2 protein-coding genes are annotated in these 17,669 nt (G+C 71.8%); both read right to left on the minus strand.

The genetic code is table 11. The features are described from left to right. Positions 1 to 32 precede the first annotated feature (32 nt). A complete protein-coding gene (locus OG289_RS00245) occupies positions 33 to 8,369 on the minus strand; it encodes an SDR family NAD(P)-dependent oxidoreductase (RefSeq protein WP_327311967.1) in 8,337 nt (2,778 codons plus the stop codon). Positions 8,370 to 8,440: 71 nt separating this feature from the next. After that, positions 8,441 to 17,662 (minus strand): non-ribosomal peptide synthetase, encoded by a 9,222-nt coding sequence (locus OG289_RS00250; protein WP_327311968.1) that lies wholly within the window; start codon positions 17,660 to 17,662, stop codon positions 8,441 to 8,443. Between the last annotated feature and the right edge of the window lie 7 nt (positions 17,663 to 17,669).

Raw genomic sequence — 17,669 nt, forward strand, 5'->3', positions numbered from 1 at the left:
AGGTAGTCGAGCAGCTTCCCGTCGGTCATGTTTCAGGGCCTTCCCAGCTCATCGTCGATCAGCGAAAAGAGTTCGTCCGCGTCGGCCGCGGCAATCTGCTCGTCATGCGGCACCTCCGCCGGGTCGGCCGGCTCCGGTCCGACGGCCACCGCTCCCAGGAGCTCCAGCAGGCGGTCGGTGACGGCCGCGCGCAGTCCGTCGTCGCCGACGCCGGTCACGCTGTGCACGAGCCGGTCCAGGTCGGCGAGGACCGGGGGCCCGGCCGGGGGCGGCTCCGGTGTGTGCGGGGCTGCAGGTGGCTGCGGAGCTTCCGGTGGTGCGGCGGCGGCCGGCTCCGGGGTGAGTCGCTCCAGCAGATGCCTGGCCAGCGCGGCCGGGCTCGGGTGGTCGAAGGTCACCGTGGCGCTCAGGGTGACTCCGGTGAGGGTGGAGAGGCGGTTGCGCAGCTCCAGAGCCGTCAGTGAGTCGAAGCCGAGCGCGGTGAAGCCCCGGTCGGCAGGCACGTCCTGCGCCCCGGACCGGCCGAGGACGGTGACGATCTGTGCCTGCACCAGCCGCCGTACCGTCAACTCCCGGTCTCGTTCGGGCAGAGTCAACAGCCGCTCCCGCAATGGCTTGGCGCCGCCCCTCGACCTGTTCTCCCGCATGGCACGGGCCGGGAGGAGCCCCTGGAACAGTGCGGGCGGCTCGGTGTCGCGGAGCGCGGCGACGTCGATCCAGGCGGGCACCAGGTGCGCCCGGTCCGACGCACCCAGCGCGAGATCGAGCAGCGCCAGGCCGTCCTCCGTCGGCAGCGGCCGCATGCCCATGCGGAGCATCCGCTGCTTGTCGGCGTCGTCGAGCCGGTCGGTCATGCCGGTGCGCTGCTCCCACAGGCCCCAGCCCAGGGAGAGCGCGGGCAGGTCCGCGCCGTGCCGGTGGTGGGCCAGCGCGTCGAGGAAGGCGTTGCCCGCCGCGTAGTTGGCCTGGCCCGCGAGTCCCACCGTGGCGGTCACGGAGGAGAAGAGGACGAACGCCGTCAGGTCCAGGCCTGCGGTGAGGTCGTGCAGGTGCCAGGCGGCGTCGACCTTCGGCTTCAGGACCGCGTGCAGCCGCTCGGGCTCCAGGGACAGCGTCGCGGCGTCGTCCATGCGCCCGGCCGCGTGCACCACGGCGCGCAGCGGCGCTGACGCGGGGACGGTCGCCAGGAGTTCGGCGAGCGCGGCCCGGTCGGTGACGTCGCAGGCGGCGACGGAGACGGACGCGCCCTGCGCGGCCAGCTCGTCCACCAGCTCGTCCACGCCGTCGGCAGCCCGACCGCTCCTGCTGGCAAGAAGCAGGTGGCGTACGCCGTGACCGGTCACGAGGCGACGTGCCACGACGGCGCCGAGACCGCCGGTTCCGCCGGTGATCAGCACGGTGCCCGCGGGATCGAGGACCGGACGGGCCGGGTCGGGCACGGGGACGGAGCCGCGGGCGAGCCGGGGCACGAACAACTTGCCGTGCCTCAGCGCCACTTGGGGCTCACCGAGCGCCATCGCGCGGGCCGGCTCTTCGGCGACCGGTTCGGCGGCGCCATCCGTGCCCGCGCTCGTCTCGGTGTCGGTGTCCACCAGCACGATCCGGCCGGGGTGTTCGGTCTGGGTGGGCCGCAGCAGCCCCCACACGGTCGCGGCCGCGAGGTCGACGTCGGCGCCGGGCTCCACGGCCACCGCACGCCGGGTGACGACGATCAGGCGCGAGGAGCCTTCGCCGTTCTCCTCCAGCCACTTGCGTACGCGGTGCAGCACGTACTCGGCGGTCTCGTGGACGGCCGTGGGTACGTCCGCGTCGCCCGGCGTGACGGGCAGCACCACCGTCGCGGGGTCCCGTCCCTGCGCACCGGCGGGCACGGCGGCCTCGCGCCACTCCACCTGGAAGAGCTTGGGGTCGGTGCGCCGGGCGTCCAGGGGCCGCAGGGTGAGCGAGTCGACCGAGAGCACCTCGACCCCGCTGCCGTCGGCGATGTCCAGGGAGGCCCTGCCCTCGCCCAGCGGCGAGATCCGCACCCGCAGCCGGGATGCGCCCCTGCGCGCGAGGCGGACACCGGCCCAGGAGAACGGCACCATCGTGCCGGGCTGTTCCAGGACCAGCGGGTGCAGCACCGCGTCGAGGAGCGCCGGGTGCACGCCGAACGGCCCCGGCTCGTCGCGCAGCGCCACCTCGGCGAGCAGGTCGTCGCCGTGCCGCCAGACGTGCTCCAGGTTGCGGAAGGCGGGGCCGTACTCCAGACCGCGCCCGGCGAGTTCGTCGTACCAGGCCGTGCGGTCCTCTGCTGTGGCGTCGGGCGGCGGCCATGCCACCGCCAGGACACCCGCGTCCGCGGGCCCGGCGGCGGAGACCACGCCCGTGGCGTGGAGCTGCCAGGCCTCATCGGCGGTGCCGAGTACGCGGCCGTGGATACGGACCGCCCGTCGGCCCGCGTCGTCCGGCGCGGCCGCCGTCAACTGCACCTCGACCTCGTCGCGCTCCGGTATCACCAGCGGTGTGTGCAGCGTCAGTTCGTCGACGGAGTCGCCGACACGCAGCGCCATGTCGAGCAGGGCGGTGCCGGGGACCACGGCCCTGCCGAGCACACGGTGGTCGGTCAGCCAGGGCCGCGACCGCAGCGAGAGGCGCTCCGTCAGGACGGTGCCCGCGCCTTCGGCGAGTTCCACGGCGTTCCCGAGGAGCGGCTGGTCGGCCGTGGCGTCGAGCCAGTGGCGCGTACGCTGGAAGGCATACGTCGGCAGGTCGACCCGGGGCGCGGCACCGGCGAACAGCCGCTCCCAGTCGACGTCGACGCCGCGCGTCCACACCTCGGCGACCGAGGCCAGGAACCGGATGGGGCCGCCCTCGTCGCGGCGCAGCGATCCGCAGACCGCCGCGGCCGGCGCCGCGCTCCCGCTCTCCAGGATCTCCTGGACGCTCATGGTGAGCACCGGGTGGGAGCTGACCTCGATGAACGTGTCGTGGCCCTGCTCGGCGAGCGCGGCCACGGCGGAATGGAACTGCACGGGTTGCCGCAGGTTGCGGTACCAGTATCCGGCGTCCGCCAGGCCCTCGCCCAGCCAGTCGCTCTCCACGGTCGAGTAGAACGGCACCTGGGCGGGCTCGGGGCTCAAGTCCGCGAGCACCGTGACCAGTTCCTCCTCAATGCGCTCCACGTGGGAGGTGTGCGAGGCGTAGTCCACCGGGACCTTGCGCGCCCGCACGCCCTCCGCCTGGCAGGCGGCGTGCAGTTCGTCGAGCGCCTCGGGGTCGCCGGCCACCACGGTGGCGGTCGGGCCGTTCAGCGCGGCCACCGCGAGCCGGCCCTCCCAGCGCTCCAGTCGGGACTCGGCCTGTGCCGCGGGCAGCGCCACGGACAACATTCCGCCGTGCCCGGCCAGGTCCCGCGCGATGGCCCGGGAGCGGAGCGCGACCACGCGGGCCGCGTCGCGCAGCGACAGGGCACCGGCCACGCAGGCGGCCGCGATCTCGCCCTGGGAGTGGCCCACGACGGCGGACGGTTCGACGCCGTACGAGCGCCAGAGCGCCGCGAGCGACACCATCACCGCCCAGGATGCGGGCTGGACCACGTCGACTCGCTCCAGGGTCGGGGCGTGCGCGGCCTGCCGCAGCACGCCCTCCAGGTCCCAGTCGACGAACTCCGCGAGCGCCGCGGCGCAGGACCGCAGCCGCTCGGCGAACACCGGCTCCGCGTCCAGCAGTTCCACGGCCATGCCGGCCCACTGCGAGCCCTGGCCGGGGAAGACGAAAACCACGCGTCCGCCGGTCGCCCGTGCCGTCCCCGCAACCGAGCGCGGTGCCTTCGGCGCGTCCTGGACCAGCGCGTCGAGTCCGGCCAGCAGGTCGTCGCGGTCGGCGGCCACGACGACGGCCCGGTGCTCGAACCGCGTGCGCGATGTGGCCAGCGACCGGCCGACGTCGAGTGGACGCAGGTCCCCGTGGGACCCGAGGTGGTCCCGCAGCCGCGCGGCCTGGTCGACCAGCGCGGCCTCGGTCTTGGCGGACACGAGGACCGGTACGAGGAGCGAGTCGTTCGCCAACGCCCTGGCTTCCAGTGCCAGTTCGGAGTTCTCGGGCCCCTCCTCGATGATCACATGCGCGTTGGTGCCACTGATCCCGAACGACGACACTGCGGCCCGGCGGGGACGGCCGGTCTCCGGCCACTCCCGCTGCTCTGTCAGTAGTTCCACCGCACCCGACGACCAGTCCACGTGCCGCGACGGCAGCTCAACGTGCAAGGTCCGCGGGAGCACACCGTGCCGCAGCGCAAGCACCGTCTTGATCACACCCGCCACGCCCGCGGCGGCCTGCGTATGACCGATGTTCGACTTCAACGACCCGCACCACAGCGGCCGTTCGGCGTCCCGGCCCTGTCCGTACGTCGCCAGGAGCGCCCGCGCCTCGATGGGATCGCCCAGCGTCGTTCCCGTCCCGTGCGCCTCCACGGCGTCCACGTCCGACGCCGACAGGCCCGCCTGCGCCAACGCGTCGCGGATCACCCGCTCCTGTGAGGGGCCGTTCGGCGCCGAGAGCCCGTTGGACGCGCCGTCCTGGTTGATGGCGGAGCCGCGCAGCACGGCCAGGACCTGGTGGCCGTTGCGCCGCGCGTCCGACAGGCGCTCGAGCACCAGCACACCCACGCCCTCCGACCAGCCCGTACCGTCGGCCGTGTCCGAGAACGCCTTGCACCGGCCGTCCGCCGAGAGGCCGTTCTGCCGTGAGAACTCCACGAACATGCCGGGCGTGGACATCACTTCGGCCCCTCCTGCCAGGGCCAGCGAGCTCTCCCCCGACCGCAGCGACGCCGCCGCCAGATGCAGCGACACCAGCGACGACGAACACGCCGTGTCCACCGTCACGGCAGGCCCCTCGAACCCGAAGGTGTAGGCGATACGGCCGGACGCCACACTCGGCAGACCGCCGGTCAGGGCGTAGCCGCCGAAGCTGTCGGACGTCTCGTGCAGCGGAGGGACGTACGACTGGTCGGATACGCCCATGAAGACGGCCGTCCGGCTGTGGTTCAGGGACTCGGGGTCGATCCCGGAGCGCTCTAGGGCCTCCCACGAGGCTTCGAGGAGCAGCCGCTGCTGCGGGTCCATCGCGCGGGCCTCGCGCGGGCTGATCCGGAAGAAGTCGGCGTCGAAGTCCGGTGCGTCGTACAGGAATCCGCCGCTGCGTACCTGGCCGGTCGCCTCCGGTGTCACGTCCCAGCCGCGGTCCTCGGGGAACTGCGAGATCGCGTCCACCCCGTCGCGGACCAGCCGCCACAGATCCTCGGGGGAGCTCACGCCGCCGGGCAGCCGGCAGCTCATGCCCACGATCGCGACCATGTCGTCGTCCGGTGCAGGGCCCTGCGCGGGGCCGGCGGTGTCCGGGGCGTCTCCCGCGAGCTCCTCGGTGAGGTGGCGCAGGAGCGCGGCGGGGGTGGGGTGGTCGTAGACGAGCGTGGTGGCGAGTCGCAGTCCGGTCGCCTGGCTCAGCCGGTTGCTGAGCTCCACCGCGGTGACCGAGTCGAACCCCGTCTCCTTGAACGTGCGGTCCGCCGCGACCGTCTCCGGGTCGGTGTGCCCGAGGACGGCCGCCGCCTGGGAGTGGATCAGTGTGCGCAGATTCTGCTCTCCCGTGGTGGGGGCCTCGGCGTGGGACGCCGCCTGGGGTCCCGCGGGGGCCGGCGCTGTCGTCTCGCGCACGGGAAGCGCGGTTCCCTCGGCGGTGATCCAGTGGGTGCTGCGCTGGAAGGCGTAGGTGGGCAGCTCCACGGCGCGGGCACCGGTGCCTTCGAACACCGGCCGCCAGTCCACGGTGACGCCCCGCACGTGCAGCGCGGCCAGGGACAGGAGCAGCCGCCGCACGCCGTCCTCAGCGCGCCGCAGCGTGCCCTGCACCACCGTGTCGGCGGCGCCCTGAACGGTGTCGATGGTGGACTGGACGGCCATCGTCAGGACGGGGTGCGGGCTGGCCTCGACGAACACCCGGTGCCCGTCGGAGGCCAGGGCCCGTACGGCGTCTTCGAGGCGCACCGGTTCGCGCAGGTTGCGGTACCAGTACGCGGCGTCCAGGTGGGCCGTGTCGAGGCGGCTGCCGGTGACGGTGGAGTAGAAGGCGACCTGGCTGTCCTGGGTGCTGACATGCGCGGCCGCTTGCAGGACCTCGTCGCGGATCTCCGCCACGTGCGGCGAGTGCGAGGCGTAGTCGATGGGGACGCGTCGGGCGCGTACGTCACGGGCGCGGCAGTCGGCCACCACCGCGTCCACTGCGTCGACCGGGCCGGAGACGACGACCGCGTTCGGGCCGTTCACGGCGCCGATCGAGACCCGCTTCCAGACAGCGTCCTCGATGGCCGCCTCGACGTCCGCCGCCATCATCTCGACGAGTGCCATGGCGCCCCGGCCGGAGAGCCGGTCGGCGATGACACGGCTGCGCTCGACCATGAGCCGCATGCCGTCCGCCACGGGCATGATCCCCGCCGCGCAGGCGGCCGTGATCTCGCCCTGGGAGTGGCCGACCACGGCGGCAGGGGTGACCCCGGCCGCACGCCACACCTCGGCCAGGGACACCTGCACCGCGAACAGCGCGGGTTGCATGACGTCCATGCGCAGCAGCGCGTCCTCGTCGGCGAGCACGTCCCGCAGCGACCAGTCCACCAGGTCATTGAGCAGCCGCGCGCACGCGTCCATCCGGGCCGCGAAGACCGGCAGGGAGTCCCATAGGTCCAGGGCCATGCCGACCCACTGCGGGCCCTGTCCGGGGAACGCCCATACGACGCCGGAAGCGGAACCCGCCGCGCCCTCCACCACGTGGGGCGACGGCTCGCCCGCGGCGAGGGCGGCCAGGCTGTCCAGGAGCTCAGCGCGGTCCGCGGCGACGACGACACCGCGGTGAGCGAACACCGACCGGGTGGTCGCCGCCGCGTAGCCGATGTCCACAGGACGCAGGTCCGGGTCGGCCTCCACGCGCGCGTGGAGCTGTCGTGCCTGGGCCCGCAGCGCGGCCCTGCTGCTGCCTGACACCACAACGGGCACCGCAAGCGACGCGGCCTCCGCGGAGCCTTCGTCGTCCGCGGGCGCGGCGGGGGCCTCACCGACCACCACGTGGCAGTTGGTGCCGCCCACTCCGAACGAGCTGACGCCCGCGAGCCGCGGGCCGTCGGGCCAGAGCCCTGCCGTGTCGTTGACCCGGAGTCTGAGCCGGTCCATGGGGATCGCCGGGTTGGGCTCGGCGTAGTTGAGGCTGGAGGGCAGGGTTCCGTTCCGCAACGAGAGGGCGACCTTGATCAGCCCGATCACGCCCGCGGCGCCTTCGAGGTGCCCGATGTTGGTCTTCACCGAGCCGACGAGGAGCGGCTCCGCGTCGGGCCTGTTCCGGCCGAGCACGGCTCCCAGCGCGGCCGCCTCGACGGGGTCGCCCGCTCGCGTGCCGGTGCCGTGCAGTTCGACGTACCGGACCCGGGCCGGTTCCGCGGCCGCCTGGGCGTAGGCGCTGTGCAGGAGTTCCTGCTGGGCCTCGCCGTCGGGGACGGTGAGGCCCTCGCCGCCGCCGTCGTTGTTGACCGCGCTGCCGAGCAGGACGCAGTGGACGGTGTCGCCGTCGGCGACTGCGTCGGTCAAGCGCTTGAGGACGACCATGCCGCCGCCCTCGCCGCGCACCGTGCCGTTGGCGCGCGCGTCGAAGGTGTAGCAGCGCCCGTCCGGGGACAGAGCGCCCGCCCGCGCGAAGGCGAGCGCGCCCTCCGGCACCAGGTTCAGGTGGACGCCACCGGCCAGGGCCAGCGTGGCGGCGCCCGACAGCAGGCTCTCGCAGGCCAGGTGGACGGCTACCAGGGACGAGGACTGCGCCGCGTCCACCGTGAGGCTGGGTCCGCGCAGGCCGAGCTGGTAGGAGACGCGGTTGGCGATCACTGCGCGGCTCAGGCCCGCCATCGAGTGGTGGGACACGGCGTCCCCGCCATGCCGGTGGACGAGCATGGCGTAGTCGTCGCCGGTGGCGCCGAGGAACACCGCGGCCCTGCCGCCGCGCAGTCTCTCCGGCACGACGGCGGCGTGTTCGAGCGCCGTCCAGCTGAGCTCAAGGGCCAGGCGCTGACGCGGGTCCATCGCCTCGGCCTCGCGCGGCGAGATGCCGAAGAAGCCGCTGTCGAAGTCGGCGACGCGGTCCAGGAATCCGCCGCGGCGCACGCCTTCGAAGCCGGGTGCGTCATCAGGGATCCCGTCGAGGGCCCACCGTCCGGCCGGTACTTCGGTGATCGCGTCCACGCCGTCGTGCAGCAACTCCCAGAAGGCGTCGAGGTCATCGGCGCCCGGGACCCTGCAGGACATGCCGACGACGGCGACCGCGCGCTCGGTCGGATCACTCGTGGACATGCCTGCTTCCCCCTCAAGTCGTTCCTGTTGCGGTTCCGGTCGTACGTGTTCCGGGTGGTGTGGGTGAGTCGTCATGCGGTCGCGTCTGCGTCGGAGGTTGCCTCCGCCCGGGCCCGCAACCGGGCCAGCTCCACCGCGGGCTCCGCCGCGATCTCCCGCAGCAGCAGCTCGTACGTCCGCGCCATGCGCTCAGCGGTGTCCTGCGTGAACAGGTCGGTGCTGTACTCCAGTTGACACTGCAGACCGGAGTCCGTTTCCAGGACGGTCAGGTTGAGGTCGTACTTCGCCGGACCGGGGTCGGCAGCGACGGGGCTCACCGCCAGGTCCGCCGCTCCGCCCTCTCCGCCGGCCGCGGCCGCCGGGTTCGGCACCAGGTTGAACATCACCTGGAACAGTGGGGAGTACGCGGGATCGGCCTCCGGCACCAAGTCCCCGACCAGTTCGGCGAAGGGCAGGTCCTTGTGCTCGTGGGCCTCCCCCGTGACCTGCCTGGTCTGGGCGAGGAGGTCGGTGAAGACACGGTCCGGTGCGACGCCGAGGCGGATCACCACCGTGTTGACGAAGTAGCCGACCAGCTGCTCCAGTTCGGCCCGCGGCCGGTTGGTGACGGGCGAGCCGATGGCCAGCTCGCGGTCGTCCGCGTGACCGCCCAGGAGCACGGCGAACGCCGACAACAGGGTCATGTACAGCGTGCCGTCGTGTTCCTGGCCCAGCTGCCTGAGCCGCGCGAGCACGGACTGCGGGACGTCGAACGCGACCTTGGCACCCTGATAGGACTTCACCGGTCGGCGCGGGTGGTCGGTGCGCAGCGACAGACAGGCGGGCAGACCATCCAACTGGCTTTTCCAGTAGTCACGTTGACGGTTGAGCACCACACCGTCCAGCACCTTGCGCTGCCAGCGGGCGTAGTCGGCGTACTGGAGCGGCAGCTCCGGCAGCTGCGGCGCCTCGCCCCTGCTCAACGCGCCGTACAGAAGCATGAGTTCGGTGAGCACGATGGTCAGCGACCAGCCGTCGAAGACACCCCAGGGGCGGGTGAGCACGACGACGTGCTCGTCGTCCGCGACCGGCACCAGGTGGATCCGCACCGCGTACGGGCCCTCCGGCTCGAAGGGACGGGTGCGTTCGTCCCGCAGCCACTCGGCGAGGGCATCCTCCCCGGCGACCGGCTCGGTGACGGTCGCCTCGAAGCCGGCGGCGTCGTTGACGCGCTGCACGATGTTTCCGTCGCGGTGTACGTAGCCGGTGCGCAGCACCGCGTGCCGTGCGACGAGGGCCTGGACGGCGCGCGCGAAGGCGTCGCGGTCGAGGCGTCCCGTCAACCGGTGGGCCAGCTGCGCGTTGTCGTACGAGGCGTCCAGGTGCTCCGGGTGGCCGAGGAACCACAGGTCGCCCTGCTGGAGCGAGAGCGGCACCTCTTCGCCTTCCCCGAAGGGCACGGCCGGCACGAGCGGCACGGCCTCGGCGGCGGACGGCTCCTCCTCCATCGCCGCGGCCATCTCGGCCACGGTGGGGCCCGTGAGGATCAGCTGCAGCGGCAGCTCACGGCCCGTCTCCTGGCGCACGCGCAGGTTGAGCCGGACTGCCAGGAGGGAGTGCCCGCCGAGCGCGAAGAAGGTGTCCTCGATGCCGACACGGCTGACCGCGAGCACCTCCTCGAGGACGCGGCAGAGGATCCGCTGGGTCTCGGTGCGCGGCGCGACGTAGGTCTCCTTGGCCACGGCGCCCTCGTCCGGGGCGGGCAGCGCCCGCTTGTCGACCTTTCCGTTGGGGGTGATGGGCAGCTCTTCGAGGAGCATGAACACGCTGGGCAGCATGTACTCCGGCAGCCGCACGGACAGGTGCTCCTTGAGCGTGCGGGCCACCGAGGGACCCAGGTCGCCGATCCGCGGGAAGTTCGCCAGGTGCGCCTCGCGGTAGGGCGCGCGGGCCCGGACCGGCGGCAGACCGTCCCGGCCGAAAACCAGGTCGAGGCCGTCGAGCCGATCCTGCGACCAGGTGGCCGCCACCCGGTAGCCGAGCTCTTCGGCACGCAACAGTACGGCCTCCAACTCCCTTATCTCGTGGGTGGCTTGCTCCGCCAGTCGGACGCCACCGGGAAGCGGGTCCACTTCGTGGGAGGGCGACCAGCGGGTCAGTTGCTCACCGACGCGCACGTCGTCGGCGACCCGGGGGTTGCGCAAGCCGCTGATACCGAAGCGGTCGGGGGCGCCATCCTCCAGGAGGGCGCTCAGCCGGTCCGTGGTGTCGGCATCCAGCCACGTCAGGGGCTTCACGGGGGCAGCCGTCCCCTTGGTCAGGACGACGTCGTAGCGGTAGGCGGACATCTCGTTGTCCTCGACGCCGCGCTTGGCCATGAGGTCGTAGTCGCCCAGCTCGGGGAAGCGCTCGGCGATGCAGGCGAAGTAGGTGGGGCTCAGGAGCAGTTCGCTCTCCTGCCGGCGGCGGCGACGCACCTGTTCGACGAGAGCCCCGGCCGTGGTGCGGCCTCCGGCGCGGCTGCGTTCGACCGCGCTCAGGTGGGCCGGGAGCAGGTCGAGGTTGCGTACGTCGCCGATGAAGATGTGGCCGCCGTCCTCGAGGAGCGGCAGCATCCGGGCGATCGTCTCCTCCAGGTAGACCCGGTTCGGGAAGTACTGCGCAACGGAGTTGAGCACGATCGTGTCGAAGGTCTGCCCGGCCAGGCGGGCCATCGACAGGGCATCACCCTGCTCCAGGGTGACGTGGCTCCAGCCGCGGCGTTCCACCCCCCGGCGGACATCGGCGAGCGCCGAGGTCGACAGGTCGAAGGCGTGCACCGACTCGCAGGCGTCCGCGTAGCGGAACAGGAGGAGTCCGGTGCCGCAGCCGATCTCCAGCAGGCGCCGCGGCCGCAGGTCGGCGATGCGCTGGACGGTGCCGTCGATCCACTCGCGCATGCCGGCTTCGGGCACGGGTGTGCCGGTGTAACTGCTGTCCCAGCCCGCCAGGTTGAGGTCGGCGGGGGCGTCGTCGCCGGTCCCGGCGTACTGGTCCTCGAAGACCCGCTGCCACTGGTCCAGGAGTGTGGCGTTCTGCTCGCGGGCGGCGTCGTCGAGCCACTGCGGCGTCGGGCTCACGTAGGCGACAAGCGCACGGCTGTCGTCGGAGCCGCGCGGGACGACGACGCCGTGGGAGACTGCTTCGTGCCCGGCGAGGGCGGCTTCGATCTCGCCGAGTTCGATGCGGAAGCCGCGGATCTTGACCTGGTCGTCGTTGCGCCCCAGGTACTCAAGGGATCCGTCCGGCAACTGCCGTGCCAGGTCACCCGTCTTGTACATCCGCGCGTCGGCCCGATCACAGAACGGGTCAGACACGAACCGCTCCGCCGTCAGCTCGGGACGATTGAGGTAACCCCGGGCCACGCCTTCGCCACCGACGTACAACTCACCGACCGTGCCCAGGGGAACAGGCCGCCCGCGTCCGTCCAGGACATAGATCCGAAGGTCCGGGATACGGTGGCCGATCGGACTGACCGAGCCGTCCGTGTCCGCCTCCGCCAGCTCCCGATAGGTCACATGGACCGTGGTCTCGGTGATCCCGTACATGTTCACCAACCGGGTCCCACGGTTGACCGCACGCCGCATCCACGGCTTCAACGCCGCGACATCCAGCGCCTCCCCGCCGAAGACGACCACCCGCAACCCGTGCGGCGCGCCGTCCTCGCCCTGGGCCGCGATCAACTGCCGGAACGCACTCGGCGTCTGGTTCAGCACCGTCACCCCGGCCGAACACACCAACTCATAGAACTCGCGCGGGCTGCGGGTCACCACCTGCGGCACCACCACCAGGCGCCCGCCGTACAACAACGCACCCCACATCTCCCACACCGAGAAGTCGAATGCGAAAGAGTGGAACAGCGTCCACACATCCTCGTCCCCGAAGCCGTACCAGCGGTCCGTCGCCGTGAACAGGCGCGTCACGTTCCGGTGCTCGACCATCACGCCCTTCGGCGTCCCCGTCGACCCCGACGTATAGATCACATACGCCAGATCACCGGAAGCGGAACCGACCTCGGCACGGTCCAGGTCCCCGTCCGGCAGCCCGGCCCACGCCACAGCGTCCGCACGCACATCCACCACCGGTTCGTCCCCTACGGCCAGCCCGTCGGGAAGTCCGCCGTCCACGACCAGCACGCGCGGGGCACTGTCGCGCACCACGTGGTCGAGTCGCTCGACGGGCGCGGCCGGGTCCAGCGGCACATAGCCGCCGCCCGCCTTCAGGACCGCGAGCACGCACACGACGATCCACTCGCTGCGCGGCAGGCACAGTCCGACCCGGACGTCGGGTCCCACACCCAGTTCACGCAGGTGCCGTGCCAGACGGTTGGCGCGCGCGTTCAACTCCCCGTAGGACAGCGAACGCCCCTCGAACTCCACCGCCACCGCATCCGGCGAACCCGCCACCACCCCCTCGAACCACTCATGCACACACCGCTCCTGCGCCACCGACTCCGCCGGAGCCTCGTTCCACTCCTCCACCACACGCCGACGCTCGACGGCGGGCAGGACATCGATGTCGACGGCCTTGGTGCCGGCGCCGTCGTCCGCTGCGAGCGCGCCGACGATGCCGGACAGCGCCGCTTCGACGTATCCGACGAGCGCCTCGCACCTCACGGAGTCGTCCACGCGGACGTGCAGGGCGAGTTCGCTGCCGAAGTCGTCGAGCGAGACCACCAGGGGGTAGTTGATCGCGTCTGCCTCCGCAAGCCAGTGGATGCCCTGGCCGGCGACGGCGGACCCGGTCGCGTCGCCGTGTCCCGGCTCGAAGTGCCGGACGTTGATCACCGCGCTGAACAGCGGGGTGTCGGCGTCCAGGCCGCTGCAGCGCTGGGCCAGGCTCAGCGCGCTCTGCTCGCGGGCGATCAGCTCCTTGAGGCCGGTGTCGACGTCCGCGACGAGGTCCTGGACCGTCCGGTCCGCGAGGCGTACCCGCAGCGGCAGGGTGTTGATGAAGTTCCCGAGCATTCCCTCCACGCCGGGCACGCCCTGCAGGCGTCCCGACATCACGGTGCCGAACACCACGTCGTCGCTCCCGGCGGCCGCGGCCGTGACGCACGCCCATGCGGCGTGGAACAGGCAAGCGGGGCTGACGTGCAGCCGCCTGGCCTGTGCGCGCACCTCGGCGGTGAGGTCGGACGGCAGGGCGCGGCGCAGCTGCGGGTACCGGTGGCCGTCGCCGTGCACGTCCGTCAGGCCGAATGGCGTGGTCTGCTCGGTGACGTCGCCGAGCATCGCCCGGAAGTGGGCCTCCTCGTCGTCCGCCGTCGTCCGCCGCAGGGTGTGGGCAACGAAGTCACGGTACGGGGCGGGCTCCTTGAGCAGCGCGGCGCGGCCCGCCATGTGGATGGCCAGCTCCTGCAGGACGAGCCGCAGGGTGGTGGCGTCCTCGATGAGGTGATGGGCGCTCAGGAGCAGATAGCGCCGCTCGGAGCGCGGGTCCTCGGCGATGAGCAGCCGCAGCAGGGGGGCTCGGTCGACCCGCATGCGCCGGGGGCTGTCCAGCAGGGCACGCGCCTGCTGCTCGGCGTCCGTACCGGCGTCGAGGCGCGTCCGCTCGACCGTCAGACGGGCGGTGCGGTGCACTACCTGCACGGGCTCGGGCAGATCGGCGGTGAGCACGGCGGTGCGCAGCACGTCGTGCCGGTCGATCAGCGTCTGGAGCGCCTGCGTGAACGAAGCGCACACCTTCTCGTCGTCGGCGGCGAGGAGGACGGAGACCAGGTAGGGGTCGTTGTCCGGGTCAAGGAGGTGGTGGAAGAGGATGCCCTCCTGTGCGGGCGCCAGCGGGTAGACGTCCTGGACGTTGGGCGAGCCGCCGGGCACGGTGGCGACGACGGTGTCGATCTGCTCCTGGGTCAGCTCGACCAGGGGCAGCATGTCCGGGGTGACGCGCGCGCAGCCCAGCGGGATCAGGTTCGGCGGAACGCTGTCGTCCGTGACGGCGGCCCGCGTCCCGTCGATCTCCTCCGCGAGACGGGCCAGCGTCGGGCTGCTGAACACGCTGCGCACCGAGGCCTCGCGGCCCAGTTCCTTCAGCTTGGCCACCAGGACCGTGATGAGCAGCGAATGGCCGCCGAGCTCGAAGAAGTTGTCGTTGGCGCCGACGCGGGCCTCGTCGAAGCCGAGGAGCTCCGCCCAGAGCGAGGCGAGCGCCCGCTCGGTGGGGGTGCTCGGGGCCACGTATTCGCGCTGGGCGTAGGCGTCGATGCCGGGGGCCGGCAGCGCCTTGCGGTCGAGCTTGCCGTTGGTGGTCAACGGCATGGTGTCCAAAGCGATGTAGGCGCTGGGGACCATGTACTCGGGGAGCATGCGCTCGACGTGCCGCCCGAGTTCGGTGGGGTAGTCCGTCGCGGCGTGCCCGTTCTCCAGGACGACGTACGCCACGAGCTGCTTGTTGCCCGGCTGGTCCTCGCGGGCCATGACCACGCAGGAGCGGACCGCTTCGTGCCCGGCGAGGGCGGCTTCGATCTCGCCGAGTTCGATGCGGAAGCCGCGGATCTTGACCTGGTCGTCGTTGCGCCCCAGGTACTCAAGGGATCCGTCCGGCAACTGCCGCGCCAGGTCACCCGTCTTGTACATCCGCGCGTCGGCCCGATCACAGAACGGGTCAGACACGAACCGCTCCGCCGTCAGCTCGGGACGATTGAGGTAACCCCGGGCCACGCCTTCGCCACCGACGTACAACTCACCGACCGTGCCCAGGGGAACAGGCCGCCCGCGTCCGTCCAGGACATAGATCCGAAGGTCCGGGATACGGTGGCCGATCGGACTGACCGAGCCGTCCGTGTCCGCCTCCGCCAGCTCCCGATAGGTCACATGGACCGTGGTCTCGGTGATCCCGTACATGTTCACCAACCGGGTCCCACGGTTGACCGCACGCCGCATCCACGGCTTCAACGCCGCGACATCCAGCGCCTCCCCGCCGAAGACGACCACCCGCAACCCGTGCGGCGCGCCGTCCTCGCCCTGGGCCGCGATCAACTGCCGGAACGCACTCGGCGTCTGGTTCAGCACCGTCACCCCGGCCGAACACACCAACTCATAGAACTCGCGCGGGCTGCGGGTCACCACCTGCGGCACCACCACCAGGCGCCCGCCGTACAACAACGCACCCCACATCTCCCACACCGAGAAGTCGAATGCGAAAGAGTGGAACAGCGTCCACACATCCTCGTCCCCGAAGCCGTACCAGCGGTCCGTCGCCGTGAACAGGCGCGTCACGTTCCGGTGCTCGACCATCACGCCCTTCGGCGTCCCCGTCGACCCCGACGTATAGATCACATACGCCAGATCACCGGAAGCGGAACCGACCTCGGCACGGTCCAGGTCCCCGTCCGGCAGCCCGGCCCACGCCACAGCGTCCGCACGCACATCCACCACCGCGATGCCGGCCGCATCCAGCCCCTCCGGAATCACCCCGTCGACCAGCAACACCCGAGGCACACTGTCACGCAGCACATGCGCAAGCCGCTCGACAGGAGCCGCGGGATCCAGCGGCACATAGCCGCCGCCCGCCTTCAGGACAGCCAGCACGCCCACGACGACGTGCTCACTGCGCGGCAGACACAACGCAACCAACGACTCCCGGCCGACACCCAGTTCACGCAGGTGTCGCGCCAGACGGTTGGCGCGCGCGTTCAACTCCCCGTAGGACAGCGAACGCCCCTCGAACTCCACCGCCACCGCATCCGGCGAACCCGCCACCACCCCCTCGAACCACTCATGCACACACCGCTCCTGCGCCACCGACTCCGCCGGAGCCTCGTTCCACTCCTCCACCACACGCCGACGCTCGGCCTGCGGGAGGTCTGTGAGCCGGGAGATCCTCTCCTCCGGCCCGTCGGCGATTGAGGAGAGCAGGTTGGTGTAGTGGCGCACGAAGCGCCGGATCGTCTCGGCGTCGAACAGGTCGGTGTTGTACTCGATGAAGCCGGCGAGCCCGTCCGGGGTCTCGCGCAGGTCGAGGGTGAGGTCGAACTTGGTGGCCACGACGTCGAACTCGACCGGGAGGACCTCCAGTTCGCCCAGCTTGGTCTCCTCGACGGTCTGCGCCTCCTGGAGCACGAACATGTTCTGGAAGACCGGCGAGTGGCTGAGGCTGCGCTCCAGGCGCAGGGCGTCCACGACGGCCTCGAAGGGGACGTCCTGGTGCTCGTACGCCTCCAGCGCTCGCTGCTTGACCTGGGCGAGGAGCGTGGGGAAGGTCGGGTCGCCGGACAGATCGGTGCGCATCACCAGGGTGTTGGCGAAGAAGCCGATGAGCCCTTCGAACTCGGTGCGGCCGCGGTTGGCCACCACCGTGCCGACGGCGACGTCGGTCTGCTGCGTGTAGCGGTGCAGCAGGGCGGAGTAGGCGGCGAGCAGCGTCATGTAGAGCGTGGCGTCGTGCCGGGCGCTGATCTCCCGTAAGGCGTGGAGGAGTTCGGCCGGGCAGCGGAAGGTCTCGCGCGCGCCGTTGTACGTCTTGACGGGCGGGCGCTCACGGTCCGTGGGCAGGGACAGCCGCGGATCGAATCCGGCGAGCCGCTCGCTCCAGTAGGCCACCTGCGGCTCCCGCACCCCGTCGTCGAGCCACTCGCGCTGCCAGTTGGTGTAGTCGGGGTACTGGATCGGCAGCCGCTCCAGCGGCGAGGGACGGCCCGCGCACAGCGCCTCGTAGAGGGCGACGAGATCGCTGTAGAGGACGCCGATCGACCAGCCGTCGGAGACGCCGTGGTGCATCGTCACCAGCAGGACGTGCTCCTGCTCGGACTGGCGCAGCAGCCGGGCCCGGATCAGCGTGTCGTGCTCCAGGTCGAAGGGAGCGGCGGCCTCCTGCGCGCAGATGCGGGGCAGCTCGGCGGGGTCGGCGAGCTCCTCCTGCCGGACCTCGAAGTCCGCGCCGTCGCCGACGTGCTGGTACGCGACGCCGTCGCGGTCCACGAAGCGGGTGCGCAGGGCCTCGTGCCGCTGCACCACCTCGCGCAGCGCGCCCACCAGTGCGGAGCGGTCGAGGCGCCCGCGCAGCAGCACAGCCATCGGGATGTTGTACGCCGAGCTCGCTCCGTCCAACTGGGCGAGGAACCACAGGCGTTGCTGGGTGAAGGAGAGCGGCACGGGCTCGTCCGGGCCGCGCGTCGGCAGCGGGATGACGCCGGACGCGGAGAGATCGAGTAAGGAGAGGTCGACGCCCTGCTTCTCGAGCAGCGTCCTCAGGGCACGTCGTCGCTTGGGCGGCAGCGACCGGATCCTGTGCACGAGGTCCTGCACACCCGGCTCATTGATGATGGTCATCGTCGTC

The sequence above is a fragment of the Streptomyces sp. NBC_01235 genome (genome assembly GCF_035989285.1).
Taxonomy (GTDB): domain Bacteria; phylum Actinomycetota; class Actinomycetes; order Streptomycetales; family Streptomycetaceae; genus Streptomyces.